Below are 24,708 nucleotides of genomic sequence, written 5' to 3' on the forward strand. Positions count from 1 at the left end.
CATGCTCCGTCATACGTGGAACAGTAAGGCGTTTTTTTATGGCGTTATAGCGGACTAGCTGTGTTCGATGTCCTCATCGAGCTCTTCTGCAGCATCGGCATGGGATAAGCGCATACCGTAGGGCGGCAGCGGATGGCCATCCATAGACGCGCCGTCAGCACTGAACTGCAGTCGGCCCTGAAGGAACCAATCGACGGCAATGGGCAAAATAAGATGCTCGCGAGCGTGGACCTTCTCTTTCAGGGTTTCCACCGTGTCATCCGGTGTCACGTTTAACTCTGCTTGCAGCACTACAGGGCCACCATCTAGCTCTTCGGTGACGAAGTGGACGCTACAGCCGTGATGAGAAACGCCATCTGCGAGTGCCCGCGCATGGGTATTGAGCCCTTGGTAAGCGGGCAGTAGCGAGGGATGTATATTGAGCATCTTGCCTAAAAAACGCTGCACAAACCGTGGCGATAAGATGCGCATAAAGCCGGCGAGTACAATGACATCAGGCTCGTGGCGCTCAATGACCTTGATTAACGCTCCGTCATACGCTTCACGGCTATCGTATTCCCGGTGCGGCAGTGCAACGGCTTCAATACCGGCTTCATGGGCACGCTTGAGACCGTAGGCACCGGGCTCGTTCGAGATAACCGCTACAATCTCACCGCTCAGGCGGTCATGGCTTTGTGCGTCGATAAGTGCCTGTAGATTGCTGCCGCTACCAGAAATCAAAACCACTATGCGACGTGCTTCGGCAGGCTCTGGTGTCATGCCATTTAGGGTGTCGCTTTGATACTCGGTGCTGCTCATGCCGGAGAGTTCTCCAATCCGTTCTGGAGCACAACGGCTTCCCCTTGGCGTGCAATAATTTGCCCGATCTGGTAGACCGTTTCGCCTTGGGCTTGAAGGTGAGCCATGGCATTTTTCGCCTGCTCAGCGGGCACTACAACAACCATGCCGATACCGCAGTTGAGCACACGATGCATTTCGGTTTCGTTAACGTTGCCCTTAGCCTGTAACCAGTTAAATACCTCTGGGCGCTGCCAAGTAGAAAGGTCAACTTCGGCAGCCAGGCTGTCTGGAAGAACACGAGGAATATTTTCCAGTAAACCGCCACCCGTAATATGCGAAAGCGCGTGCACCGGAATATCGGTGCCGCGCATCATCGATAGCAGCGATTTTACGTAGATACGGGTGGGGGCCATCAACGCATCGCCCAGGGGCTTGCCATCAACCGTTTCGTCCAGCGATGCATTGCTGACGTCTAAAATTTTGCGGATAAGTGAATAGCCGTTGGAGTGAGGGCCGGAAGAAGCTAACCCAAGCAAAATGTCGCCTTCACTGACCTTGCTACCATCTAAAATGTCAGCTTTTTCAACCACGCCAACGCAGAAGCCTGCCAAGTCGTAGTCATTGCCTTCATACATGCCAGGCATTTCAGCCGTTTCGCCACCTACGAGGGCGCAGCCAGCCTGTTCGCAGCCTGCACCAATGCCTGTGACAACATCAGCGGCGATATCCACATCCAGCTTGCCCGTGGCATAGTAGTCAAGAAACAGCAGGGGTTCGGCACCGGCTACAATCAAATCGTTGACGCACATTGCCACTAAATCGATGCCAATGGTGTCATGCTTGCCAAGATCCATAGCAAGCCGCAGCTTGGTACCTACGCCATCGGTTCCGGATACTAGAACCGGTTGCTTATAGCCTGCAGGCAGCTCACAAAGCGCGCCAAAGCCTCCTAGCCCGCCCATCACTTCAGGGCGTGAAGTGCGTTTAGCAACGTGTTTGATGCGTTCAACCAGCGCGTTGCCGGCATCAATGTCGACACCTGCGTCTTTATAGCTGAGTGAAGGAGTAGCCTGAGAAGTGGAGGTCTCGGTCATGACAGATCCTGTGAAGCCTATAGCAGTGCGGTAGTGCTGGCGAATTGGCCAGTGCTGGGGCAATAACGGGCAGATTGTACCATCCAGAGGCGTAAGCCGCATCGATGAGTGGCGTTATCCGATGCGTGAGGCGCTACTTTTGTTACTATTCAAACGCTAAGCCGCTCATCATTCAGCGCGCTAGGTGGCTAACCATCTATCCAGGAGGGAGACAAACAGAATGCGAAATTCGTGGTGGGGCGTCGTTATATTGTTGCTGCTAGTGGGGCTAGTGTATTTGCTGGATGCAATGCTGATGCCGTTTATTGCTGGAATGATAATTGCCTATCTATTTGATCCAATTGCCAATCGCTTTCAGCGGTGGGGAATGAATCGGCCGCTGGCAGTCTCTAGCGTGTTTTTAATCATCTTGCTGGTGCTAGCGATCAGTATGCTGATTTTCATACCTCTTATTGTGCAGCAGATAAAGCAGTTGGGTGATGCGGTTCCCGGTGTTTTCGAATGGTTTGAAAATGTGCTGGCGCCCCAGGTGCAGGAGTGGACAGGGTACGACGTCCGTGCTGAGTTGGATAATGTGCAGGAGACGCTCTCGGAGCACTGGCAAGATGCAGGCGGGTATTTAGCCCAGGCATTGGGACAAATTGGCCGCTCGGGAATGGCTTTTGCTACGTGGATTACCTACGTTGCGCTCATTCCAGTCGTAACCTTTTACTTATTACTTGACTGGAGCCGTCTGCTGGCAAGCATTGCGGACTTAATCCCGCGGCAGTGGGTCGATGAAACGTATCGTTTAGCTAAACGTTGCGATGATGTCTTATCGGCCTTTTTACGCGGGCAGCTGCTGGTCATGCTGTGTTTGGGTATTATCTACGCCCTAGGTTTGACGGTAATGGGGCTCAACTTTGGCTTACTGATCGGTGTTGTTTCAGGGCTGGTGAGTATCGTGCCGTTCCTAGGATTTATTGTAGGGCTGGGGATTGCGCTAATTGTTGCTCTGTTTCAATTTGATTCATGGTGGCCGCTGCTGGGTGTATTGGCGGTATTCACCACGGGGCAAATTGTAGAGAGCGCCGTGCTGCAGCCAAAGTTGTTGGGCGATAAAATTGGTTTGCACCCTGTCGCGGTTATTTTTGCTGTATTGGCTGGCGGTAACCTTTTCGGGCTAACTGGCGTACTATTAGCCCTTCCTGCAGCAGCTGTTATTATGGTTCTTCTGCGAGAAGTTAAGGATTGCTACAAAGAAAGTGCCCTTTATGATGCTGAACAAAGCTCATTAGAACATCCAGCACGCCATGATGGGCTTGGTCTTTACGACGATAGGGAGTCATCATGAGCCGAGTGCCGGCGCAGCTACCGCTAGGGGTGGGGGTGCGAGATGATGCGACGTTTAATAATTACTATGTCTCAAGCGCTAACGCTGCATTAGTCGAGTACTTTACCCGTCAGCTTCAACCTGAGGCCGAGCCGTTTTTATACCTGTGGGGCGCGCCAGGCAGTGGGCGTAGCCACCTCTTGCAAGCGGCTTGTCACGCAGCCTCTGATGCGGATAAGCGTGCGCTCTATTTACCCCTTGCTGATCTTGGTCATTTTCCGCCATTAATGCTTGAAGAAATTGAGCGCCTAGATCTAGTAGCCATTGATGATTTGGAGTATGTGGTAGGACGGAAGCGTTGGGAGGAGGCACTATTCCATGCGTTTAATCGTCTGCGGGATGCGGGCAAAGCGTTGATTATCGCTTCCAGCTCACCCCCAAGGCAGTTAGAGGTAGTGCTGCCAGATTTAGCCTCTCGACTAACCTGGGGGGTTACCTTTCATCTAAATCCCTTAGACGACGCTGAGCGGTTAGGGGCGTTAAAACTACGGGCCAATGTACGTGGTATGCAGCTACCCGAGGATGTGGGGCGCTATATATTGCATCGTGGCCCACGAGAATTGGGCGAGCTGTGCCGGGCGCTGGAAACGTTAGATCAAGCGTCGTTGTCTGCTAAGCGTAAGCTTACTATTCCCTTCGTAAAGTCAGCCCTAAATTGGTAAAAACCCCCGCCAGCAAGCTGGCGAGGGTTTTAATTCTTAAGCATTAACCGGCTGCGTTATGGCAAACGCTAAGCAGTGTTGACTGCTTAAGCGGTTTTGCTCATGGAGCTAGCAGCTGTTTGAGCCTGCTTAACACTCTGTTCAGTCAGCTTTTGGCTTTTTTGCAAAAAGTCCTGCTGCAAAGAAACAACCTTATCGGTATCGCCCTTAACGCGCTCGGCTAGCTCTTTAGCAACTTTCTGCTGGCTTTCCATGTAGCCGCGCAGGCCTTCAGCGTCTTTAACGCTTAACAGCTGACGCATTTGTGCGATGCCAGTATCAACGTAAGCCTTGTTGGCATCCATCTGGGCATTCAACATCTTTTCAGAGTAGTCAATGCTCAGTGCAGTGTAAGCGCGAAGGGGAGCCATAAAAAAGTTATCAAACTGCTGGTTCATTTCATTCGTATTAAAAGTCGTCATAGTAAACACTCCTGTGCCGTTACTCACTAATCGAAACTGCTAGTGCTTATTGGCTTCAAGCAGAGCCGGTTAGTGTGGGTTATTCAGCGACGGTTACATGTAAAGCGTTCACCGCAGCTGACTCGTTGATCTTGCGTTGCAGCATAACAGCTAGTTTTGTGCAGTGCAACATGTGGTTCGTCTTACGTTTGACAGGGAGTCCATCAACATTCTCTTAGCTCAGTGTTTACCTATGCGAATGGGACAGCTAGGTTAGAAATAATGATAGCGTCAGCAGACGCTCAGCTTTTTATCCCCTGTTTGCCACCTAGGAGTGAGATTATGAATATGCGCATTGAGCGAGACAGTATGGGCGAGTTAGAGGTGCCAGCTAACGCGCTTTATGGTGCTCAAACCCAGCGGGCTATTAACAATTTTCCGGTTTCTGGCATGCCTATGCCTGCGGCCTTTGTGCATGCGGTTGCGCGCATAAAGTTGGCCGCAGCGCGCACTAACCACCAGTTGGGGCTGCTGGATGAAACACGTGCAAATGCGATTGAAAAAGCTGCAAATTCAGTGATCAATGGTGAGCATGATGATCAGTTTCCTATTGATGTTTATCAAACAGGTTCTGGTACCTCCACCAATATGAATGTCAATGAGGTGTTGGCGACGCTGGCGTCCCGCGAAGGCTTGGAAGTCACGCCGAATGACCACGTTAATATGGGGCAGTCGAGTAATGATGTGATACCCACGGCAATTCACCTTTCAGCCGCCATTGCCGTGCAGGCGTCGTTGCGTCCGGCACTACTAACATTACGCGATACCATTGATCAACGTGGTGAAGCACTCGCACATGTGGTTAAAACAGGCCGTACCCACTTAATGGATGCCATGCCACTGCGTATGGACCAAGAGTTGGGTGCTTGGTCGAGCCAAGTTAGCCAGGCCATTGAGCGGTTTGACAGCGCGATGCAACGGCTGTGCCGGCTGGCTCAGGGTGGCACCGCGGTAGGTACAGGCATTAACGCCCCCGCAGGGTTTGCCGAAAAAATGGCAAGTGAGCTTAGCCAGCAAACCGGACTCACATTCACGCCAAACGATAGTTTTTTTGCCAGCCTTTCGTCTCAGGATGCCGCTGTAGAGTTGTCGGGACAGCTTAAGGGGTTGGCATGCGTCATTATGAAAATTGCCAACGACTTACGCTGGATGAATTCGGGGCCACTGGCGGGGTTAGGCGAGATTGAGTTGGAGGCGTTGCAGCCAGGCAGTTCCATCATGCCTGGAAAAGTAAACCCGGTGATACCGGAGTCAGCGGCCCAAGCAGCCGCTCAGGTAATCGGGTTGGATGCAGCGATTACCGTGGCAGGGCAAAGTGGTAATTTCCAGCTTAATGTTATGTTGCCGCTAGTAGCCTCTAACCTGCTAACGTCGATTACTCTGATGAGTAATGCGTCACGCCTACTTGCTGAGCGTGCTATCGCAACGTTTAAAGTAAGGGAAGATAATCTGCAAGAGCCGCTGGCGCGTAACCCTATTTTGGTCACCGCGCTAAATAGTACTATTGGCTATAACGCGGCAGCTGCGATTGCCAAAAAAGCCTATCACGCTGGGCGGCCAATTATTGATGTGGCGGAAGAAGAGACGGATCTCGACCGAAACACGCTTGAGCGGTTGCTAGATCCCGCCGAACTCACGAAAGGGGGAGTGCCTGAGTAGAACCGATGCATTGCGATTCGGCGTGAGCACGTGTGTTTAGATTAGCTACCTGGGTAGATGAGTGCTGATATTAGCGCGTTTTTTTCCTTTTAACGGCTTCGTTTTGCCCTTGAGAAACTTAAAAACAGCTTGCAATTCAGCTATGAAGCCGTAGAATACGCATCCGTTGCACAGCAGGACCATAGCTCAGTTGGTTAGAGCGCCACGTTGACATCGTGGAGGTCGGCGGTTCAAATCCGCCTGGTCCTACCAATGTATGCAGCCTTTTTTACAGGACCATAGCTCAGTTGGTTAGAGCGCCACGTTGACATCGTGGAGGTCGGCGGTTCAAATCCGCCTGGTCCTACCAAGATTCGATAAAAACGCCTCGTTCTTTGAACGGGGCGTTTTTTTGTGCCGGTAGGCGGGCGCTAGTCGTTGTTGGTCGCGCAAGGAAGGTCGGTTTGGCGTATAAAAGTAGCCACTAGCGCTTCCATGCCAGCTTGGTCTTCTTGGCTAAAGCGAGTGTGCTGCGGGCTATCCAGATCAAGTACTCCCCACAATGTGTTATCTACGATAACGGGAATAACCAACTCTGAGCGCGACGCTTCATCGCAGGCAATGTGGTCGGCGATAGCGTGAACATCGTCAATTCGCTGGGTGGTTTGCTGTCGTGCGGCGGCACCACATACCCCTTTATTGAAGGGAATAGGGTTGCAGGCTGGCTTGCCTTGAAAAGGGCCTAGACTAAGCACATTAGGCTGGCGCTGCAGGTAAAAACCTACCCAATTGAGCTCGCCAATGGCTTGGTAAATAAACGCGCAGGTTTGGGCACTGTTGGTTAACCAGTCCCGGGTATCTAACAGTGACTCAAGCTGGCGGTTGAGCAGCGCATAATCCACAGCGGCCATACTGACTCCTGGGTTAAAGCGGTTAAAATAGAAAGAGGTAAAATACATCAGGCCAGCCCTTAGGCTGGCCTGATGCTAGTGACATGCAGCGTGCTTTGAGGCTGAAATTACTCGATCCAGCCCGGTACAGCGCCGCCTTTGAACAGCTCTTCAGCTTTAGCGATAACTTCATCACGCTGGTAAGCATCTACTAGCTGGCGGATATCTTCGCGCTCTTCATCCCCTCCGCGCACGGCAATCAAGTTTACGTAGGGAGACTCTGGGCCTTCTTTAATCAGCGCGTCGTCAAGATGCAGGCCAGCTGGCTGGGCAAAGGTATTATTAATGAAGGCAAGGTCAACATCGGGCAGTACGCGGGGCAACTGCGCTGCTTCAATTTCCCGGAAGCGGAAGTTGCGCGGATTTTCCGCGATATCAATGGGGGTAGCTTCAAGGTTGCTAGGGTCATTCAGCGTGATTAGCCCCTTGTTGTGCATCAGTATCAGCGCACGACCTTCGTTAGAGGGGTCGTTGGGCAGGGCAATCTGCGCGCCATCAGGTAGATCATCGATACTGTCATACTTTTCAGAGTATGCGCCAATAGGGTAGACGAACGTGTAGCCTGCAATCGCAAGGTCATATCCGCGGTCGTTTACCATCGCCTGTAGGTAGGGTTCGTGCTGATAGGCGTTAGCGTCAAGGCTGCCGTCGGCTAAGGCGGCGTTAGGGGTAACGTAATCAGTGAACTCGATGATTTCGACGTTCAGGTCGAACTCTTCTTTTGCAATTCGAGCCGCTACTTCCATCACTTCAGTTTCTGGGCCTGCCACGGTGCCCATCTTGATGGTGCGTGTTTCGGCGTTGGCGACATTAATGGCCAAGGCAAGGGCGGTGAGACTGCCGATAATGACTTTTTGCATAGCGTTTCTCCTGAAGCGTTATTGGAAGCTGATCCAATAATGGGGTAATAAAAAACAAATGTCTAATGCGTTTTAGTTATATTTGTGGCCTGGCTTTATATGGCTATTTTCGATCGCTTTTACGCACCAAATAATCGCCCAGGCTTTGGAAGCCCTGCACCATCACCACCAAAATAACGACGGTGATGAGCATGATGGTTGGGTTGAAGCGATTGTAGCCATAGCGAATGCCAAGATCGCCAAGCCCACCGCCGCCCACAGCGCCGGCCATAGCAGAGTAGCTAACCAGGGTAACCAGAGTAATTGTTAAGCCTGTAATAATGCCGCCCCTTGCTTCAGGGATAAGCACCTTGCAAATGATTTGCCAAGGCGTTGCGCCCATGGACTGCGCCGATTCAATCAGGCCGGGGGAGATTTCATTAAGTGCCCCTTCTATTAACCGCGCAACGAAAGGAATGGCGGCAATGGTTAGCGGAACCGAAGCGGCGTTGATGCCAATAGATGTGCCCACTAGCATGCGGGTGAAAGGAATAATCGCAACCATCAGGATAATGAAGGGAATTGAGCGGCCAATATTAGTAACAATGCCTAGCACCTGATTAAGCACCGGCATGGCTAAAATTTGCCGTGGGCGTGTTGCGTACAGCATGACCCCAAGCGGCAGGCCAATCAGTGTTGAGATTACCCCTGATATCGCCACCATATAAAGCGTATCCAGCGTGGCTTGTAAAATAAGATTAAACATTGCGCTGGACATGACCCAGTACCTCTACCTGTAATTGATGTGCTTCTAAATACGCCATAGCTTCCTGGGTTTGAGCGGGAGTGCCTAGCAGTTCGGCAATCATTAGCCCAAGCGTGCGCTCTTGGATAGATTCGACCTTGGCTTGCAAGATGCTTACATCAACACCGCATTCACGGGCAAGACGAGATATAAGCGGTGTCGAAACCGCATCCCCCGAGAAGGTTAGCCTTACCACGGGGTGTGTGTGCTCGCCTGGTGAGTCGTTGAGACGTTCAATAAGCTCTTTGGGTGGGCTTAACTGTAAAAAGTCATTGAGAAATTCCCGTCCTAACTGAGTGGTAGGCGCTGTGAAAAAGTCGCCTACTTCGGCATCCTCAACCAGTTTGCCATCTGAAATTAAGCTAACCCGGTGGCAGATGGACTTCACCACTTCCATCTCGTGGGTAATCAATAAAATAGTAATACCCAGCTGCTTATTAATGCTTCTTAAAAGCTCAAGAATAGAACCCGTTGTCTGTGGGTCGAGGGCAGAAGTGGCTTCGTCGCACAGCAGTACGTTGGGTTTACTAGCTAACGCGCGGGCAATCGCAACGCGCTGTTTTTGGCCACCGGAGAGCTGGGCAGGGTACTGCTGGGCTTTATCGGCTAAGCCGACCATCTCTAACAGCGGCAGCACGCGTTCTTTAATAGCGCTGCGTTTCTGGCCCATTAGCTCCAGGGGAAGCGCGACATTATCAAACACCGTACGCGTTGTTAGCAGGTTAAAGTGCTGAAAAATCATGCCAATACGATGGCGAGCTTGGTTCAGTGCGGAGCGCTTTAATAGCGTCATTTCCTGACCATCAACCGTAACGCTGCCGCTAGTGGGGCGCTCTAAAAGGTTGACGCAGCGAATGAGCGTTGACTTGCCTGCGCCGGAAAGGCCAATGACGCCGTGGATGGTGCCTTTGGGTATTGTTAAATTAACTTCTTTTAAGGCATAGACGGCATTTTTGCCGCTGCCATAGGTTTTACTAACGTTACTAAGCTCAATCATAGCGTCTGCCTTAGATCGTAGGCCGAAGACGGGGGAGTGCGAGGGGGCAATCGTAGGGCGGGAAACAAAAAAAGGCCACCCTGACGGGTGGCCATCAACGCTGGACACACCCTTTTAGCTGCACTTCACCACGCCGTAGGCTTGGTGGACGCCCGCAATCTGGGTACAAATCGGCGTCATTACATTTGCGGCGAAAGTCTAAAGAGGCTGGGGTGGTTTGTCAAACCAAACCATTCGTTTTTATGTGTTTTAGCCATATAAATGGATTTTTAAACTGTTTAGGCGTTGTTTTTTAGGTCTGAAATCTTTTTTTAGGGGTAAGAGGCAGTCGCTAGCAGTAAAAACGATTGTTTAAGCCACCATGTGGCTGGGCGCTGCGTTAAAGGGCATACCTGCACAAGGTCGGCGCATTAGTAGTAAGCTTGCGCAAATTTTCATACGCATTTTAAACAGACGAGCGTTTCGATAAGGAGTGGCAATATGTTTACCGGCATTGTGCAGGGTATTGCAGAGGTGGTGGAGGTGCGCGAGCTTGAGGAGTTTCGTACCCATGTTGTCGCATTGCCAGCAGAGATGCGTGAAGGTTTGGCAATCGGTGCCTCGGTCGCCCATAACGGTGTCTGCTTGACCGTAACGGCGATAGACGGGGATAACGTTAGTTTCGACCTGATGCGTGAAACGCTGAGATTGACTAATCTTGGTGCAATATCGCCAGGTCAGTGCGTCAATATAGAGCGTGCCGCACGTTTTGGGGATGAGATAGGCGGACATTCAATGTCAGGCCATATTATTTGTATGGCGAGGGTGGTGGCAATTGAAGAAGCGCCAAACAACCGTAGGCTTTGGTTTTCACTGCCTGAAGAGATTAGTCGGTTTGTGTTTGAGAAAGGCTACATTGGTGTCGATGGTATTAGTTTAACGGTTGGCGATGTGCGGCCTAGCCCTGATGGGGGTGGGGTTGAGTTCAGTGTGAATTTAATTCCTGAAACGTTGCTACGCACCATGTTAAAAGAGCGTGTCATTGGCGATCAGGTCAACATAGAGATTGATCCGCAAACACAGGTAATCGTAGAGACCGTTGAGCGGGTACTGGCAGGCCGCCGGTAAGCTTCTATTTGCGCATCCCCTGACCGATCGGTTAATTCATGGCCCGAAGTTTGCTAGCCAATAAGTAGTGGGTAATATTCCCGCTTTAGCTAGCCGCACGTTAGGTACTCGCATCGCGTAGTACCTTTCGGTAGTATGTGCGGCTTTTCTCGCACCAAGGGACGCATTCAGCGTTAGCGCGAAGGACAAAAACTACATGAAACTACTGGATAACTACTTCAAGCTCACCGAGCAGAAGACAAACGTGAAGACCGAGGTGATTGCGGGTATCACCACGTTCCTCACCATGGCGTATATCATCTTCGTTAACCCAAGCATTCTTTCAGAAGCTGGGATGGATTATGGCGCCGTCTTTGTTGCCACCTGTGTTGCCGCCGCGATTGGCTGTTTCATCATGGGGCTGTGGGCTAACTACCCTATTGCTCAAGCGCCTGGTATGGGCCTAAACGCCTTCTTTACCTATGGCGTTGTATTGGGAATGGGGTATACCTGGGAGGCTGCCTTGGGGGCGGTGTTCTTCTCAGGTTTTGCGTTTTTCCTACTGAGTATTTTCAAAGTGCGTGAGTGGATTATTAATTCAATTCCACTCTCGTTGCGCCTAGGTATTGCGGCAGGTATCGGCCTTTTTCTAGCGATGATTGCGCTTAAAAATGCCGGTATTGTGGTGTCTAATCCTGCAACCTATGTCGCGTTGGGAGACCTCTCCCAGCCGCCTGCGCTTTATGCGCTGTTAGGCTTTTTTGTTATTACTGCGCTGGCGTATCTGAAAGTCACTGGTGCAGTGATGATCGGTATTTTAGGCGTCACTGTGCTGGCGATGCTTTTTGGCCATAACCAGTATGGTGGCATTATGTCGATGCCGCCGTCTGTCGCGCCAACCTTTATGGCAATGGATTTGATGGGCGCCCTTGATGTAGCGATGCTGAGCGTTATTTTTGCATTTTTGTTTGTTGATCTATTTGATACCTCTGGCACCTTGGTGGGCGTTGCTCATCGTGGAAAGCTGTTGGATAAAGACGGCAAACTGCCGCGCATTGGTCGCGCTATGATGGCAGATAGCACAGCGTCCATGGCGGGTGCTGCACTGGGTACATCCACCACTACCAGCTACATTGAATCAACAGCGGGTATTGCCTCCGGTGGCCGCACGGGATTAACCGCAGTAGTTGTCGGTGTGCTTTTCCTCATCAGTCTATTTTTTGCGCCGCTGGCTGGGTCTATACCCGCCTACGCAACCGCTGGGGCACTGCTTTATGTGGCGGTGTTAATGGCGGGCAGCTTGGCTCACGCAAACTGGGAAGACCCCACAGATGCTGCGCCAGTGCTTATTGCTGCGCTGGCTATGCCGCTTACGTTCTCGATTGCGGAAGGTATAGCGCTAGGGTTTATCAGCTTTGTGGCAATTAAAACGCTGTCGGGTCGTTTCAAAGACTTGAATCCAGCGGTGATTATATTGGCCCTGCTGTTTGCGGCAAAATTCCTATTCTTGGGTTAATACCCTGTTTTTTTACTAATCAATGAGAGACGCGATGAGCATCTACGGCGATTACATTAAGTCCGTTATTCGCACGGTTCCCGACTGGCCCGAGCAGGGGGTGAATTTTCGAGACATTACGCCCCTGCTACAAAACAGCGCTGCTTTTCGCAAGCTGATTGATAGCTTTGTGCACCGCTACCAGGAGATGAACTTAGATGCCATCGCGGCAATTGATGCACGGGGGTTTATTATTGGTGCACCGTTAGCCTACGAGCTGGGCTGCAGCTTTGTACCCGTGCGCAAGAAGGGCAAACTGCCTTTCAAAACAATCAGTGAAACCTACACGCTTGAGTATGGTCATTCGGAAGTTGAGCTTCACTCGGATGCCTTTCAAAAAGATGACCGGATTCTGCTGATGGATGACCTTATTGCGACCGGCGGTACCATGCTGGCGGCTGCTAATCTGATTCAGCGCAGCGGCGGCCACGTTGTTGAGACCGCAACGATTATTGATTTGCCTGAACTGGGTGGATCTCAGAAAATTCGCGATGCTGGTTATAGCGTATTCGCGGTATGTTCATTTAACGAAGACGAGTAATGCCTCCTATGAGCAGCGAACGCTATCACCAACACTTCACCGTTTCCTGGGATCAATTGCACCGCGATGTGCGCCAGCTGTGCCACCAGATGATCGAGCGTGACTTTAAAGGCATTGTGGCGATTACGCGTGGCGGGTTAATTCCAGCGGCGCTGATTGCTAGGGAGCTGAATATTCGCCTGATCGATACGGTCTGTATCAAGAGCTATGATCATATGGATCAGGGTGGTCTGGATATAATGAAAGGCGTTGACCATGATGGCGACGGTTGGCTGCTGGTAGATGATCTAGTCGATACCGGTAAAACTGCACGTGCTGTGCGTAAAATGCTGCCCAAGGCTCATTTCGTCACTATTTACGCTAAGCCGGATGGCCGCCCCTTGGTAGATCAATACCTTACCGAAGTGGGCCAACAATGTTGGATCCAGTTCCCTTGGGATATGGGGATTGCCTACGTTGAACCCCTCGTCGATCAAATGAAAAAGTAATATGTCTAGCCCCTTACCTAACGACTGGCATCAATGGCTTGGGCAAGAGTTCCAGGCTGACTACATGAAGACTTTGAAGCACTTTTTGGCTCAGGAAAAAGCGGCCAAGAAAGTTATCTACCCTCACTCAACCAATTGGTTTAGAGCATTTGAACTGACGCCGTTGAGCGAGGTTAAGGTCGTTATATTGGGGCAGGACCCCTACCATGGGCCTAATCAGGCCCATGGGCTCTGTTTTTCTGTACAGCCTGGTATTCAGGTGCCGCCGTCACTGGTAAATATCTATAAAGAGTTGGCCAGTGATGTTGGTTTTACGCCGGTTCGCCATGGGTTTCTAGAGCATTGGGCCAGGCAGGGTGTGCTGCTGTTGAACACAGCGCTAACCGTTGAGCAGGGCAATGCGGCATCTCATCGGGGGAAGGGGTGGGAACCTTTTACCGACCGCGCCATTGAAACTATCAATCAACATGCTGGCCCCTGTGTTTTCTTGCTTTGGGGTAGCCATGCACGCCAAAAAAAATCCCTGATTGATCAAGGGCGGCATTTAGTGCTGGAGTCCCCGCACCCATCGCCGTTATCAGCACATCGGGGGTTCTTTGGTAATCAGCACTTTTCCCGTTCTAACCAATTCTTGATAGATAACGGGCGCTCGCCGATTGCGTGGCAATTGCCGGAAACCCCTTAACCTAATGGTCAGTTGCGGGTAGAATGGCGCGCAATTTTGTAAGCCTGTCGATGCGACGCTAGTCGCCATCCTGAATCTCCTGCAGTGAGGTAGTCCCATGAGTGTCTATGCCATTAACCATCCGCTTGTTCAACATAAACTGGGACTGATGCGGGAAGCTGATTTGAGCACCAAGAGCTTCCGTGAACTAGCGGGTGAGGTGGCTAAGCTATTGACCTATGAAGCAACCAAGGGTCTTGAGCTTGAGGATCACGAGATTCATGGCTGGAATGGAGAGCCTATTGCGACTCGTCGCCTTAAAGGTAAAAAAGTCACTGTAGTGCCTATCTTGCGTGCAGGACTAGGTATGTTGGAAGGGGTAACAGACCTCATTCCAAGTGCCCGGGTAAGCGTAGTGGGACTTTACAGAGATGAAGAGACACTTGAGCCAGTACCGTACTTTGCCAAATTTGCTAACGACATCGAAGAGCGTATGGCCATTGTCATTGACCCCATGTTAGCCACTGGGGGTTCAATGGTGGCCACACTGGATATGCTGCGTGAGCGTGGCTGCGCGCATATGAAAGTGATTGTGCTGGTGGCGGCACCGGAAGGCATTAAGCGCGTACAGGATGCATACCCGGAGGTTGAGATTTATACCGCGTCAGTGGATGAGCGGCTCGATGAGAATGGCTACATCGTGCCGGGCTTGGGAGATGCTGGCGATAAGATATTCGGGACGCGCTAAGCCGCTACCCCACATTGCCCCTTGCGCTTAGCGTTAGGGGCATTTTTTTGGCCCGTTACTACACATAATTTACCAATGGGAACCTGAAGATGAGTAACACTGCTAATCCTGAGTCGTGGCCTAAGACACTACTTACCGGGGCGCAAATGCTGTTTGTGGCTTTTGGTGCCCTGGTGCTGGTGCCCCTGCTAACGGGCTTGGACCCAAGCGTGGCGCTGTTTACCGCAGGGGTGGGTACGCTTGTTTTTCATGGGGTGACCAAACAAACCGTTCCTGTCTTTCTCGCCTCCTCATTTGCATTTATCGCACCGATTCAAGGTTCGATTGCGAGTTTTGGTGTTTCCGCCACCATGGGCGGTTTAATGGCAGCGGGTCTTGTATATGTGGCTATTTCACAAGCCGTTCGTTTGAAAGGGACAGCATGGCTGCACCGTTTGCTGCCGCCTGTGGTGGTTGGGCCGGTGATTATGGTCATCGGCTTAGCCTTAGCACCTGTTGCAGTGAGCATGGCCACGGGTGAGACCAGCGATAATATCGGTTACGGGCAGGCGATTTTTCTATCGATGGCAAGCTTGGTGGTTACTCTGATACTTGCCGTGTTTGGGCGTGGGATATTGCGCCTCGTGCCTATAATGGGGGGTATTGCCACAGGCTATATTTTGGCATTGATAATGGGTGTGGTGGATTTTTCTCCGGTACATAACGCGGCTTGGTTGGCACTGCCTAGTTTTACCGCACCCAGCTTTCACTGGGCGGCGATTCTATTCATGATTCCAGTGGCGATTGCACCTGCGGTAGAGCACATTGGTGACATGGTGGCGATTGGCTCGGTAACCCGTAAGAATTACCTGGAAAAACCTGGCTTGCACCGCACGCTACTAGGGGATGGCCTGGCTACCACCACAGCAGCTCTATTTGGTGGGCCACCTAACACGACCTACTCTGAAGTGACTGGTGCGGTCACTTTAACGCGGGCATTTAATCCTCGTTATATGGTGGTTGCGGCCGTTATTGCCATCATCTTGGCCTTTGTGGGCAAGTTGGGCGCGTTTCTGCAAACTATCCCTGGCCCCGTCATGGGGGGGATCATGACGCTGCTGTTTGGTTCTATCGCTGTTGTGGGGATGAACACGCTAGTACGGGCTGGGCAGTCGCTCACGGCTGCGCGTAATTTGGTGGTGGTGTCGCTAATCTTAGTGTTTGGTATTGGTGGGATGCAGTTCGGCGGTGGCCAATTTACCTTGCAGGGCGTTAGTTTGGCGGCACTGGTGGGCATTGCGTTAAACTGGCTGCTACCTGCTGAAAAAGAGGGCGAATAGCCTCATTGAAACGCTAAATAAAATAACGGTGCCGGTCATGAAAACCTCAATCGATAGCCCGTTCCCAGTGCTAGGGGTTGCGGCTTGGAGCGGTACGGGCAAAACCACCCTGTTAGCCCAAGTATTACCGCGTTTGCGAGCGCATGGGCTAGAGGTGGGGGTGATTAAGCACGCTCACCACAGCTTCGATATAGACAAGCCTGGCAAGGATAGCTATCAGCTTCGTCAAGCCGGTGCGGCGCCAATGTTGATCGCTTCTCGGCAACGTTTCGCGTTAATGCAAGAAACCCCCGGTCAAGCAGAGCCCGATTTGAGCAAGTTGCTGGCAATGATGGTTCCTCACCAGCCTGATCTTGTCATTGTTGAGGGCTTTAAAGCCTGGCCAATCCCCAAGCTCGTACTCTACCGTGAAGGCATAGGCGACCCTTCTATTGTAAGCAATGAGTGGGTGCAGGCGGTGGCCACTATTGGGCCAGCGCCTCTAGCATTAAGCGCAACGGTAGCGCATCTTAATCTGGATGATATCGAGGCGGTTACTCAGTGGGTGATTAGCTGGGTGAATGATCAATCCCGTACCGTGGTTTTTTAAAAAAGGTAATGTTATGCAGCTAACCCACCTCAATACCCATGGCGAAGCCAATATGGTGGATGTCGGTGATAAGCATGAAACGCGCCGCGAAGCGGTGGCTTCTGGCCGTATTGTGATGCATCCAGAAACTCTTCAGCTGTTAAGTGATGGCGCGCTGCCAAAAGGGGATGTGCTGGCTACAGCTCGTATTGCTGGCATTCAGGCGGCAAAGCGTACCCATGAGCTGATTCCGCTCTGCCATGCGCTGGCGCTTTCCAAAGTGTCGGTTGATTTTGACGTTGACCATGCCAATGGCTGGGTAAATGTTTCGGCACTTTGTCGGCTCAATGGCCGTACGGGTGTAGAAATGGAAGCGCTTACTGCCGTCTCTGTGGCGTGTTTGACGCTTTACGATATGTGCAAGGCCGTAGACAAAGAGATGCGTATCGAGGCCGTTCAGCTAGATAGTAAGCGCGGAGGTGTGCGCGGTGACTACCAGCGTGCGCCTACCGCTGCGCCTATCGTGACCGGTGAAGGGGCGACGGGTGAGGTGCGCTTGGGCGAGCGCTGTGTTTCCCCCTGTGTGCGGGTCAAGTTCTTAGCTGAGCTGCGCGAACGAGTGGGGCAGAGCGATGTAACTATCCATCTTGACAAGTTGCCAAGCCGTGACGTTGCAGGTTTAAAAGCTGCCTTAGCCGAGCGGGATACGCGGTTTAGCGTGCTTTCCGATCAACGGGCGCTGTGTGCGATCAATCAAGTGATGGCAAATGATACGTCGCGCATTACCGATGAAGATGAAGTTGCTTTCTTTCCGCCGGTAACGGGAGGCTAGTCCCATGGCTGACGCGGTCTTGGATATTGCAGTGGAGGTGCAGGCAGCGCCGTTCTCAATGGATTACGGCTATGAGTCAACGCTTCAGCAACGCACAGATATTGGTGCAATCGTTAGCTTTACTGGCTTGGTGAGAGATTTTAACGAAACACCCGACGTAACGGGGCTAACGCTTGAGCATTACCCAGGGATGACGGAGCGCACCCTGGCTGCGATTGGTGAGCAGGCGTGGGAGCGTTGGTCGTTGCAAGCCGTGCGGATTATTCATCGAGTAGGGCATTTATCACCAGGCGACCCGATTGTCAGAGTGCTGGTTGCCAGTGCCCACCGTCGGGATGCGTTTAACGCTTGTGATTTCATTATGGATTATTTGAAAACTCAAGCGCCATTTTGGAAAAAAGAGCACTCCCGTGAGGGGGCTTACTGGGTTAAAGAGCGCGATAGTGATCAGCAGGATGCCGATCGCTGGTCATCATCCGAGCCTAAGGCTGGCTATTAAGCTCCTCGGCGGAGGGCATTTCAGTCGCCATGATTTGTAAATGCACATCAGGCATGTGTTGGCAGTGGTTGGCTAGCCACTGAATAAGGCGTGGCTGAAGCGCTAAGCGTAAATCTGCCAGGGTGTCTGCTTCGATTTCCTCCAGTTGAGCATCAAGCCAATCGCTAAAGCTCTCCTCATCAAGAGGACTCGCGCTGCTAGCATCAAGCATTAAACGCCCTATACGCCACCAGCCTGTTTCGCTGGCGGTGACCGGCAATGCAAGAAACAAGCTACCACGCCGCGCCTTGGACGAAGATGCATCAAGCCCTGGGTGGGGAATAACGCTATTTTGATTAACGATGCAGGGTAGTTGCGGGTAACGCTGTTCGCAGCGCAAGCCCTGGTTGTCAAAGACGATCATATCGCCGTTAGTCGGCGCCAATGGGGCGCTAATGCCAAGAGAGGTGGCAACCGCTTGATGCGCCTCCTGATGGCGCGCCTCTCCGTGTACGGGCAGTAGTGATTTTGGCCTTACCCACTGGTAGAGCTTTTTCAGCTCTTCCTGGGCGGGGTGTCCGGTGGCATGTAGCTCTGGATGATTCATTTCATCGAAAAGAGTGACGCCAAGCTGGGAGAGGCGTTTTTTAAGCTGCTCAATAGGCCGCTCGTTTCCCGGTATCGCCTTGGCGGAAAAAATGACGCTATCGCCTGGCGCTAAATCCATAAAGGGATGCCGCCCTTGGGCTAAGCGTTGCAAGGCAGCGCGTGGCTCTCCTTGGCTGCCGGTGGCAATCACCACAACTTCATTAGGCGGCAAGTAGCCTAGGTCGTGAGGTGGTACGAGCGGTGGAAAATCGTCTAAGTACCCCAAGCCCTTAGCAACGCTTACCATGCGCTCCATGGAGCGCCCCATTAGGCTGACACGGCGTCCGCATCGCTGGGCTGCCAGGCCGATAGCCAATACCCGCGCTAAGTTACTGGCAAAGCATGAGACCACAACGCGTCCGGTGCACTTCTCCAAGGTTTTAACGAGTGCTCTGGCCACATCGCCTTCGCTACCTGAGTGGCCTGGCATTGGGGCATTGGTAGAGTCGCCCACCAGCAAATCAATTGGCGCTAAGGCCCGGAAGTTTGCTGCATTCACCGGCGTGCCAATTAACGGTTCGGGGTCAAGTTTCCAATCACCGCTATGCAGAATGCGATATTCTCCCGCCATCATCATAATGGCGCAGCTTTCCGGGATAGAGTGAGTAAGCAGCAAGTAGCGCAGCGTAAATGGTCCCTGCTGCATGGCATCGCCCGGCTCAATGACCTGTATAGCCGCGCTGCTTAGCTGATGCTCGGCAAATTTCAGCCGCAGCAGCCCAGCGGCAAGCGGGGTTGCATAAATCGGGCAGTTCCACTTCGGCCATAGCCACGCAACGGCGCCGATGTGATCTTCATGCCCATGGGTAATAAAGAGCGCCTGGGGCTTAATGCCTAAGGTATCCAGGGTGTCTGTGTTGGGTACTTGTAAGGGGGCATTGGGTAAATCTTGACGAATCATCATGCCGCAGTCGACGGCGATCCATTGATCGTCGTATCCATACAGCGTCAGATTCATTCCAATTTCACCGCACCCGCCCAGCGGAAGCAGGCGCAGTGGTGGGCGACGACGGGGACGAAGTAGAGCGCGTGTTGGATGCATTAGTCACGAAAAGCCTAAAAAGTAAGACCTTAACTATACGGGAAGGCAGGGGCGGCTAACAATCACCGTGGCTTCTCCCCGGTGCTTAGCCAGAGGGCTTCCGGTACACTAGGGAGACTGATGTGTTGCTTTTAACATCAGAAAACTAACCCTAAGCGTGCCATTGAAATAAGTTAAGTGTGCCGATCAAAACTGCCTATTAAAAAAAGCACCTATCAAAGCACCTGTTAAAAGTACCTATTAAGAGTAGCTATCTATGTCGCACTATTATCGTCTCGTTGTTTCTTGCCCTGACCAAGTGGGCATTGTGGCGCGTGTTTCCAGTTTTATTGCCGAGCAGGGGGGCTCAATTACTGAAGCAAGTCAGCATTCCGACCTTGAAACAGGCCGGTTTTTTATGCGCTATGAAATTTTAGCCGATTCACTAGGAATGTCGGCAGAGGCGCTGCGTAACGCTTTTGAACCCGTGGCAGAAGCGTTCAATATGCAGTGGTCGTTAATGGATACCCAAAAGCGGCGCCGCGTTGTATTAATGGTGTCGCGGGAGTCTCACTGCTTGGTGGACTTGCTATATCGCTGGCAGGCCGGTGAGCTAGACTGCGACATCGTGGGTGTGATTTCCAACCACGAAGATATGCGTTCGCTAACCGAGTGGTACGGCATTCCTTACCACCATGTGCCGGTTGACGCAGCAAATAAGCAGGCCTCGTTTGAGAAGGTGCAGGCACAAATTGATAGCGCCCGCGCTGATTGCGTCGTGTTAGCACGCTATATGCAAATCTTGCCCCCCGCGCTATGCGAGCGGTATGCCGGGCGCGTGATTAATATACATCACAGCTTTTTGCCCTCTTTTGCTGGCGCAAAACCGTATCACCAAGCTTACGAGCGAGGCGTGAAACTCATAGGGGCTACCTGTCACTATGTCACCGAAGAGCTGGATGCCGGACCTATTATCGAGCAGGATATCCATCGCGTTAGCCACTGTCATACACCCACCGATCTTGTGCGATTTGGCCGGGACGTTGAGAAAGCCGTATTGGCGCGAGGGTTACGTTGGCACCTTGAAGACCGCGTGCTAATCCACGGAAATAAAACGGTTGTGTTCAGTTAACTGTTGTTAGGGGCTGCCATGTCATTTGCACAAAGTGTTCTTGCACCCTGGGCGCTGGTGCTTACCTGGTTAATAGCGTTTGGTGTATTGGCTTGGGTGGCATGGCAGCGCCCGTGGCAAGTTCTGATTAGTGATGTAGCGCTTCAGCATCGCTGGTTGGCAGCTACGCTAGCGGTCATGCTGATGTGGCAGTTGCGTGCCCAAGCGGTGGACTGGCTTACGCTACATCTTGTTTTTACCGTGCTAATGACCTTGGTATTTAGGATCCCCCTGGCGCTTCTAAGTAACGCAATGATTAATATAGCGATGGTGGTGATAGGACGTAATGACTGGGTGCTTTGGGGAGCTAACGTTTTGGTAACGGGAATCGTGCCCGCGTTTATCATTGGCGTGGTTTGGCGTCTGGTTGACCGACGGTTGCCCGATAACTTGATGGTATTTATGTTTGCCTGTGGTTTTTTCGGGGCAGCCTTAGCTACGTTGGGCGCTGGATTGACCGCCGTACTGCTGATTGTAGCGGCAGGGACCGATCCTGAGGCTGTTTATCTTGCTCAGGAGTATGCTCGGTTTCTGCCGCTTTTAATGCCCTCTGAAGCGTTTCTAACGGGCATGCTGTTAAGCATCTTATTGGTCTACCACCCTAGCTGGGTGGCCACGTTCAATGACCACCGCTATATCGATTCTCAATAAGCGCGCCAGTGGTGGTAGGGTGATAGGCGGCTATTAGCCTAATGCCTGGCCATTGCCACCCCGTATAACCCCAACGCCGACACCTTCAATGTCCAGTTGCTGAGTGCGTAGGTCAATTTCAATGGGTGCGAAGTCGGCGTTCTCAGCCACTAGAGTCACCTGGTGACCTTGGCGCCTAAAGCGTTTAACGGTGACTTCATCTTCCAAGCGAGCAACGACAATTTGCCCATCGCGAACTCGGTCAGTGCGATGCACTGCCAATAAATCGCCTTCAAGGATACCCACGTCTTTCATCGATAACCCACGCACTCGCAGCAGGTAGTCCGCTTTTGGCGTGAAATACTCTGCGGGGAGTGGGCAGTAGCGGTCAATGTGCTCGGCTGCCAGGATGGGGCTGCCAGCTGCGACCTCTCCAATGACCGGTAGCCCAATGAACTGGGTGTCCACATGGGGGGTAGAGGGGGTTGCTGAAGCAGCCTCAGTCAGTTCTGAAGCATCCTGGTTAGGCAGGCGGATGCCCCGTGATGTATTGCGGATAATCCGAATGGCCCCTTTGCGCTCTAGCGCGCGAAGATGCTCTTCTGCCGCGTTGGGGGAGCGGAATCCCAGTGCTTTGGCAATTTCAGCGCGTGTCGGGGGGTAGCCGAATTCACCCATTGTTTTAACGATAAAATCAAATACGTGCTGCTGACGTGCTGTGAGTGGACGCGACATACCAAACTCCAAAAAATGAAAAGACAGTAGCTACATGTCGGCTAATCAGTATGTGTTTAAGTATACAGTATGTTCCTCTGTCCAGTACATGGCTGGCCTGTATCTTGATGTAGGGCTTGCTGATGTAGGTGCTAAACGGCACGAGCGTTTGAATTGTTTAGAAAAATAGTGACAGGTAGCTGGCAGTTGTCTTGATATAAAGGATTGAGACTAGCGAATTAATGGCATAGTATTTTGCGATGTTTTAAACACCTGTTTTCTGGAGGGCGCGATGGCGCAGTCTGATACGGTAACGCGTATTTTAGATACCGCAGAGGTGCTATTTGCAGAGCGCGGTTTTGCCGAAACCTCGCTGCGCAATATCACAAGCAAGGCGCGGGTTAACCTAGCGGCGGTCAACTACCACTTTGGCTCTAAAAAAGCGCTTATCCAAGCCGTTTTTGCACGCTATTTGGAGCCTTTTTCACAGCGTTTTCATACCGCGCTGGATGAGCTGGAGGCACGCTATGAAAGCGAGCCTATACCCTTGGAAGTATTGCTTGAAACCATGGCGTCAACGGTGCTGGCAGTGCCTGCAGAGCGCAATAGCCTAAAGGTATTCATGCGTTTGCTAGGCTTAGCCTATAGCCAAGCTCAGGGGCATCTGCGCCGCTATATCCAGCAGGAGTATGGTGATGTATTTACCCGCTTCACTGAACTGGTACGCCAAGCAACCCCTGACTTGCCGGACGCAGAGCGCTTTTGGCGGCTACACTTCATGTTAGGTACAGTGATCTTTACCTTATCGGGTCTTGACGCGCTGCGCGATATCGCCGCGAAAGACTACAACGAGCAAGTCACTGTTAGAGACCTAGTAAGACGTTTACGCCCAGTGGTAGTGGCTGCGATGCATGCACCGTTACCCCCTGTGCTAGAAGAAGGACACTATGAGAACGCCCACATTAGCTGAGCTACCGCCTTTAGACGATAACTGGCTAGAGATAGACACGCAGAAGCAGCAGCTGCGCTGTTGGCAGGGGCGAGTGCTGAGCCATGAGTGCTCGGTTTCTACAGGGGAGGCGGGCGTTGGTCAGCAGGAGGGTAGTGGCCGAACGCCCCAAGGCTGGCACTACGTGCGCGCAGCGATTGGGGATGGCTTGCCAGAAAACGCAGTGTTTCGCGGTCGCCGATGGACCCGTGAAGTGTACTCTGCCGAGCTAGCAGCAACCTACTCCTCACGTGATTGGATATTGACACGCATTCTTTGGCTGTGTGGTTTGGAGACGGGTAAAAATCGCGGCGGGCATGTAGATTCACAGCGGCGCTATATCTATTTGCACGGTACGCCGCCGGACCAACCTATGGGTGTGCCGGCCTCCCATGGCTGTATTCGGTTGCGCAATCACGATTTATTGGCGGTGTTTCGGTTTGCACGACCCGGTACGTCGGTTTGGCTTCATGGGGGCGATGCTTACGTTCCTGCCTCTGATAATTTTGACACGCCACATTGATCGTCTAGAATTGGCGCCCCTCCTTGTTGGATCCATCACAATGACTCAACCCCTAGGCCCGGTTATGCTCGACCTTGAAGGGCCGCGATTGACCAAAGCTGAAAAGCAGCTATTGCGGGAGCCTGCGGTTGGCGGGGTCATCCTGTTTGCGCGTAACGTAGAGGATGCCTATCAAACGCGCCAGCTGTGTAGCGAAGTCCGGCGGGTGCGCGGTGATCTGCTGTTAGCCATCGACCAAGAAGGTGGGCGTGTCCAGCGTATTAAGCAGGGCGTCACCAGGTTGCCCCCTATGGCGCGCATTGGCGACCTATTTGCTAATGACCAAGAAGCGGGCATGACGTTGGCCAAAGATGCTGGCTGGCTACTGGGAATGGAGATGGCCGCCTGCGGTCTCGATATCAGTTTCGCCCCCGTACTGGATGTGGAGAGCGGGATTTCTAGCGTAATTGGTGACCGCAGCTTCAGCACTGATCCAGCCCATGTCGCTCTACTAGGCCATGGATTTATTCAAGGCCTACATGACGCTGGTATGGCGGCGGTGGGAAAGCACTTCCCCGGTCATGGCGGTGTAGCCGCGGACTCCCATGTGGCACTCCCTGTTGATGATCGCTCCCTTGAGCAAATAAAGCAGCGCGACCTCGTGCCCTTTGCCCAGCTTGCGAGCCAATTGGATGGGGTAATGCCTGCCCACGTTATCTATAGCGCATTTGATGCCCGGCCTGCGGGTTTCTCACCCAATTGGCTTGGCATGCTGAGGGAATCGCTGGGCTTTAAAGGATGTATTTTTTCTGATGATTTGAGTATGGCGGGCGCCCATGCGGCAGGGGATCCTAAGGCGCGGGCAAACGCAGCCTTAACGGCTGGGTGCGACATGCTTCTGGTGTGTAATGACCGAGCCGCTGCGCTGGAAGTGGTCGACGCTTGCCAAGGTTTGCAAGGTAAACGTCCCGCCAAATTACGCTATGGCCGTGCCAGACCTGATCTCGATGCTCTCTCAGCATTGGGTCGTTGGCGTCGCACGCATGCCAAATTAGAAGCGCTAGCCAACTAAGTACGCCTGTTTGAACTCGTTAACCGGTCACTATTTACGCTGTATT

General features: G+C 52.2%; 27 protein-coding genes and 2 tRNA genes. 20 read left to right on the forward strand and 9 right to left on the reverse strand.

The window, feature by feature from the left end; all coding sequences use genetic code 11:
- Positions 1-54: 54 nt before the first annotated feature.
- The gene (purN, locus tag P8S54_RS01100) at positions 55-798 is read right to left on the reverse strand and encodes a phosphoribosylglycinamide formyltransferase (RefSeq protein ID WP_281442878.1); all 744 of its coding nucleotides are present in this window, start codon (positions 796-798) and stop codon (positions 55-57) included.
- Entirely contained in the window at positions 795-1,874 is a 1,080-nt protein-coding gene (purM, locus tag P8S54_RS01105; protein WP_281442879.1) for a phosphoribosylformylglycinamidine cyclo-ligase, read from the reverse strand. Before purM ends, purN begins: the two co-directional genes overlap by 4 nt.
- A gap of 220 nt (positions 1,875-2,094) precedes the next feature.
- On the opposite strand from purM, the gene P8S54_RS01110 reads away from it, so the two are divergent.
- Together P8S54_RS01110 and hda are read left to right on the forward strand one after the other, a co-directional pair.
- Positions 2,095-3,207: an AI-2E family transporter gene (locus tag P8S54_RS01110; protein WP_281442880.1), complete on the forward strand. Its 1,113-nt coding sequence runs from the start codon at positions 2,095-2,097 to the stop codon at positions 3,205-3,207.
- Complete coding sequence (gene hda / locus P8S54_RS01115; RefSeq protein WP_009096214.1) at positions 3,204-3,908, forward strand: DnaA regulatory inactivator Hda; 705 nt, start codon at positions 3,204-3,206, stop codon at positions 3,906-3,908. The genes P8S54_RS01110 and hda overlap by 4 nt, the downstream gene beginning before the upstream one ends.
- Positions 3,909-3,994: 86 nt before the next feature.
- Here the strand turns inward: hda and P8S54_RS01120 are convergent, their stop codons facing one another.
- On the reverse strand, positions 3,995-4,369 hold the full coding sequence (locus tag P8S54_RS01120; RefSeq protein WP_009096212.1) for a phasin family protein: 375 nt from the start codon (positions 4,367-4,369) through the stop codon (positions 3,995-3,997).
- A gap of 321 nt (positions 4,370-4,690) precedes the next feature.
- Between P8S54_RS01120 and P8S54_RS01125 the strand changes: the two genes are divergently transcribed.
- The 3 genes from P8S54_RS01125 to P8S54_RS01135 all read left to right on the forward strand — a co-directional run bounded on the left by P8S54_RS01125 (position 4,691) and on the right by P8S54_RS01135 (position 6,416).
- A complete protein-coding gene (locus tag P8S54_RS01125; RefSeq protein ID WP_281442881.1) occupies positions 4,691-6,067 on the forward strand; it encodes a class II fumarate hydratase in 1,377 nt (458 codons plus the stop codon).
- A 175-nt stretch (positions 6,068-6,242) separates the two neighbouring features.
- A tRNA-Val gene (locus P8S54_RS01130) sits at positions 6,243-6,319 on the forward strand.
- Positions 6,320-6,339: 20 nt separating this feature from the next.
- Positions 6,340-6,416: transfer RNA gene (locus tag P8S54_RS01135), tRNA-Val, on the forward strand.
- 61 nt (positions 6,417-6,477) lie between these two features.
- Here P8S54_RS01135 and P8S54_RS01140 read toward each other — a convergent pair.
- From P8S54_RS01140 to P8S54_RS01155, 4 genes are all read right to left on the reverse strand, one after another.
- Positions 6,478-6,957 (reverse strand): GAF domain-containing protein, encoded by a 480-nt coding sequence (locus tag P8S54_RS01140; RefSeq protein WP_281442882.1) that lies wholly within the window; start codon positions 6,955-6,957, stop codon positions 6,478-6,480.
- A 107-nt stretch (positions 6,958-7,064) separates the two neighbouring features.
- A complete protein-coding gene (locus P8S54_RS01145; RefSeq protein WP_281442883.1) occupies positions 7,065-7,856 on the reverse strand; it encodes a MetQ/NlpA family ABC transporter substrate-binding protein in 792 nt (263 codons plus the stop codon).
- Positions 7,857-7,959: 103 nt separating this feature from the next.
- A complete protein-coding gene (locus tag P8S54_RS01150; RefSeq protein WP_281442884.1) occupies positions 7,960-8,613 on the reverse strand; it encodes a methionine ABC transporter permease in 654 nt (217 codons plus the stop codon).
- On the reverse strand, positions 8,594-9,637 hold the full coding sequence (locus P8S54_RS01155) for a methionine ABC transporter ATP-binding protein (protein WP_281442885.1): 1,044 nt from the start codon (positions 9,635-9,637) through the stop codon (positions 8,594-8,596). The genes P8S54_RS01150 and P8S54_RS01155 overlap by 20 nt, the downstream gene beginning before the upstream one ends.
- Positions 9,638-10,117: 480 nt before the next feature.
- On the opposite strand from P8S54_RS01155, the gene P8S54_RS01160 reads away from it, so the two are divergent.
- The 10 genes from P8S54_RS01160 (at position 10,118) to moaE (ending at position 17,937) form a co-directional block, all read left to right on the forward strand.
- Positions 10,118-10,744 carry a riboflavin synthase subunit alpha gene (locus P8S54_RS01160; protein ID WP_281442886.1) on the forward strand — a complete coding sequence of 209 codons (627 nt, stop codon included), beginning with the start codon at positions 10,118-10,120 and terminating at the stop codon, positions 10,742-10,744.
- 196 nt (positions 10,745-10,940) lie between these two features.
- Positions 10,941-12,239 carry an NCS2 family permease gene (locus P8S54_RS01165; protein WP_009096201.1) on the forward strand — a complete coding sequence of 433 codons (1,299 nt, stop codon included), beginning with the start codon at positions 10,941-10,943 and terminating at the stop codon, positions 12,237-12,239.
- Between the two features lie 34 nt (positions 12,240-12,273).
- Positions 12,274-12,819: an adenine phosphoribosyltransferase gene (locus P8S54_RS01170; protein ID WP_009096200.1), complete on the forward strand. Its 546-nt coding sequence runs from the start codon at positions 12,274-12,276 to the stop codon at positions 12,817-12,819.
- 8 nt (positions 12,820-12,827) lie between these two features.
- Positions 12,828-13,307, forward strand: coding sequence for a xanthine phosphoribosyltransferase (gpt, locus tag P8S54_RS01175; RefSeq protein ID WP_035539888.1), 480 nt, complete (start codon positions 12,828-12,830; stop codon positions 13,305-13,307).
- Between the two features lies 1 nt (position 13,308).
- Positions 13,309-13,992: a uracil-DNA glycosylase gene (gene ung, locus P8S54_RS01180; RefSeq protein WP_281442887.1), complete on the forward strand. Its 684-nt coding sequence runs from the start codon at positions 13,309-13,311 to the stop codon at positions 13,990-13,992.
- A gap of 97 nt (positions 13,993-14,089) precedes the next feature.
- Entirely contained in the window at positions 14,090-14,719 is a 630-nt protein-coding gene (upp, locus tag P8S54_RS01185; RefSeq protein WP_009096193.1) for a uracil phosphoribosyltransferase, read from the forward strand.
- Positions 14,720-14,808: 89 nt separating this feature from the next.
- Positions 14,809-16,038 (forward strand): uracil-xanthine permease family protein, encoded by a 1,230-nt coding sequence (locus P8S54_RS01190; RefSeq protein ID WP_281442888.1) that lies wholly within the window; start codon positions 14,809-14,811, stop codon positions 16,036-16,038.
- Positions 16,039-16,075: 37 nt separating this feature from the next.
- On the forward strand, positions 16,076-16,627 hold the full coding sequence (mobB, locus tag P8S54_RS01195; protein ID WP_281442889.1) for a molybdopterin-guanine dinucleotide biosynthesis protein B: 552 nt from the start codon (positions 16,076-16,078) through the stop codon (positions 16,625-16,627).
- A gap of 13 nt (positions 16,628-16,640) precedes the next feature.
- Entirely contained in the window at positions 16,641-17,438 is a 798-nt protein-coding gene (moaC, locus tag P8S54_RS01200; protein WP_281442890.1) for a cyclic pyranopterin monophosphate synthase MoaC, read from the forward strand.
- A 4-nt stretch (positions 17,439-17,442) separates the two neighbouring features.
- Entirely contained in the window at positions 17,443-17,937 is a 495-nt protein-coding gene (gene moaE / locus P8S54_RS01205; protein WP_281442891.1) for a molybdopterin synthase catalytic subunit MoaE, read from the forward strand.
- On the opposite strand, the gene P8S54_RS01210 is transcribed toward moaE, so the two are convergent.
- The gene (locus P8S54_RS01210) at positions 17,921-19,522 is read right to left on the reverse strand and encodes a ribonuclease J (protein WP_281442892.1); all 1,602 of its coding nucleotides are present in this window, start codon (positions 19,520-19,522) and stop codon (positions 17,921-17,923) included. The genes moaE and P8S54_RS01210 overlap by 17 nt on opposite strands.
- Before the next feature lie 340 nt (positions 19,523-19,862).
- On the opposite strand from P8S54_RS01210, the gene purU reads away from it, so the two are divergent.
- Positions 19,863-20,717, forward strand: a complete 855-nt coding sequence (purU, locus tag P8S54_RS01215; protein WP_009096183.1) for a formyltetrahydrofolate deformylase — start codon at positions 19,863-19,865, stop codon at positions 20,715-20,717.
- Between the two features lie 18 nt (positions 20,718-20,735).
- Positions 20,736-21,407, forward strand: a complete 672-nt coding sequence (locus P8S54_RS01220; protein WP_281442893.1) for an energy-coupling factor ABC transporter permease — start codon at positions 20,736-20,738, stop codon at positions 21,405-21,407.
- 33 nt (positions 21,408-21,440) lie between these two features.
- Here the strand turns inward: P8S54_RS01220 and lexA are convergent, their stop codons facing one another.
- Complete coding sequence (gene lexA, locus P8S54_RS01225; RefSeq protein WP_281442894.1) at positions 21,441-22,121, reverse strand: transcriptional repressor LexA; 681 nt, start codon at positions 22,119-22,121, stop codon at positions 21,441-21,443.
- Between the two features lie 271 nt (positions 22,122-22,392).
- On the opposite strand from lexA, the gene P8S54_RS01230 reads away from it, so the two are divergent.
- Genes P8S54_RS01230 through nagZ form a run of 3 tightly spaced genes read left to right on the forward strand, consistent with a single transcriptional unit; the run spans position 22,393 to position 24,662 of the window.
- Positions 22,393-23,070, forward strand: a complete 678-nt coding sequence (locus P8S54_RS01230; protein WP_009096176.1) for a TetR/AcrR family transcriptional regulator — start codon at positions 22,393-22,395, stop codon at positions 23,068-23,070.
- Positions 23,048-23,611 (forward strand): L,D-transpeptidase, encoded by a 564-nt coding sequence (locus P8S54_RS01235; RefSeq protein WP_281442895.1) that lies wholly within the window; start codon positions 23,048-23,050, stop codon positions 23,609-23,611. Before P8S54_RS01230 ends, P8S54_RS01235 begins: the two co-directional genes overlap by 23 nt.
- 40 nt (positions 23,612-23,651) lie before the next feature.
- Positions 23,652-24,662, forward strand: coding sequence for a beta-N-acetylhexosaminidase (nagZ, locus tag P8S54_RS01240; RefSeq protein WP_281442896.1), 1,011 nt, complete (start codon positions 23,652-23,654; stop codon positions 24,660-24,662).
- Positions 24,663-24,708: the final 46 nt, after the last annotated feature.

Source organism: Halomonas sp. M1, from assembly GCF_029581375.1.
In the GTDB taxonomy this organism is placed as follows: domain Bacteria; phylum Pseudomonadota; class Gammaproteobacteria; order Pseudomonadales; family Halomonadaceae; genus Vreelandella.

Bases quoted from the DNA above. Each gene is read 5' to 3' on its own strand.
- purN (WP_281442878.1), bottom strand. From the start codon at position 798: ATGAGCAGCACCGAGTATCAAAGCGACACCCTAAATGGCATGACACCA.
- purM (WP_281442879.1), bottom strand. From the start codon at position 1,874: ATGACCGAGACCTCCACTTCTCAGGCTACTCCTTCACTCAGCTATAAA.
- P8S54_RS01110 (WP_281442880.1), top strand. From the start codon at position 2,095: ATGCGAAATTCGTGGTGGGGCGTCGTTATATTGTTGCTGCTAGTGGGG.
- hda (WP_009096214.1), top strand. From the start codon at position 3,204: ATGAGCCGAGTGCCGGCGCAGCTACCGCTAGGGGTGGGGGTGCGAGAT.
- P8S54_RS01120 (WP_009096212.1), bottom strand. From the start codon at position 4,369: ATGACGACTTTTAATACGAATGAAATGAACCAGCAGTTTGATAACTTT.
- P8S54_RS01125 (WP_281442881.1), top strand. From the start codon at position 4,691: ATGAATATGCGCATTGAGCGAGACAGTATGGGCGAGTTAGAGGTGCCA.
- P8S54_RS01140 (WP_281442882.1), bottom strand. From the start codon at position 6,957: ATGGCCGCTGTGGATTATGCGCTGCTCAACCGCCAGCTTGAGTCACTG.
- P8S54_RS01145 (WP_281442883.1), bottom strand. From the start codon at position 7,856: ATGCAAAAAGTCATTATCGGCAGTCTCACCGCCCTTGCCTTGGCCATT.
- P8S54_RS01150 (WP_281442884.1), bottom strand. From the start codon at position 8,613: ATGTCCAGCGCAATGTTTAATCTTATTTTACAAGCCACGCTGGATACG.
- P8S54_RS01155 (WP_281442885.1), bottom strand. From the start codon at position 9,637: ATGATTGAGCTTAGTAACGTTAGTAAAACCTATGGCAGCGGCAAAAAT.
- P8S54_RS01160 (WP_281442886.1), top strand. From the start codon at position 10,118: ATGTTTACCGGCATTGTGCAGGGTATTGCAGAGGTGGTGGAGGTGCGC.
- P8S54_RS01165 (WP_009096201.1), top strand. From the start codon at position 10,941: ATGAAACTACTGGATAACTACTTCAAGCTCACCGAGCAGAAGACAAAC.
- P8S54_RS01170 (WP_009096200.1), top strand. From the start codon at position 12,274: ATGAGCATCTACGGCGATTACATTAAGTCCGTTATTCGCACGGTTCCC.
- gpt (WP_035539888.1), top strand. From the start codon at position 12,828: ATGAGCAGCGAACGCTATCACCAACACTTCACCGTTTCCTGGGATCAA.
- ung (WP_281442887.1), top strand. From the start codon at position 13,309: ATGTCTAGCCCCTTACCTAACGACTGGCATCAATGGCTTGGGCAAGAG.
- upp (WP_009096193.1), top strand. From the start codon at position 14,090: ATGAGTGTCTATGCCATTAACCATCCGCTTGTTCAACATAAACTGGGA.
- P8S54_RS01190 (WP_281442888.1), top strand. From the start codon at position 14,809: ATGAGTAACACTGCTAATCCTGAGTCGTGGCCTAAGACACTACTTACC.
- mobB (WP_281442889.1), top strand. From the start codon at position 16,076: ATGAAAACCTCAATCGATAGCCCGTTCCCAGTGCTAGGGGTTGCGGCT.
- moaC (WP_281442890.1), top strand. From the start codon at position 16,641: ATGCAGCTAACCCACCTCAATACCCATGGCGAAGCCAATATGGTGGAT.
- moaE (WP_281442891.1), top strand. From the start codon at position 17,443: ATGGCTGACGCGGTCTTGGATATTGCAGTGGAGGTGCAGGCAGCGCCG.
- P8S54_RS01210 (WP_281442892.1), bottom strand. From the start codon at position 19,522: ATGAATCTGACGCTGTATGGATACGACGATCAATGGATCGCCGTCGAC.
- purU (WP_009096183.1), top strand. From the start codon at position 19,863: ATGTCGCACTATTATCGTCTCGTTGTTTCTTGCCCTGACCAAGTGGGC.
- P8S54_RS01220 (WP_281442893.1), top strand. From the start codon at position 20,736: ATGTCATTTGCACAAAGTGTTCTTGCACCCTGGGCGCTGGTGCTTACC.
- lexA (WP_281442894.1), bottom strand. From the start codon at position 22,121: ATGTCGCGTCCACTCACAGCACGTCAGCAGCACGTATTTGATTTTATC.
- P8S54_RS01230 (WP_009096176.1), top strand. From the start codon at position 22,393: ATGGCGCAGTCTGATACGGTAACGCGTATTTTAGATACCGCAGAGGTG.
- P8S54_RS01235 (WP_281442895.1), top strand. From the start codon at position 23,048: ATGAGAACGCCCACATTAGCTGAGCTACCGCCTTTAGACGATAACTGG.
- nagZ (WP_281442896.1), top strand. From the start codon at position 23,652: ATGACTCAACCCCTAGGCCCGGTTATGCTCGACCTTGAAGGGCCGCGA.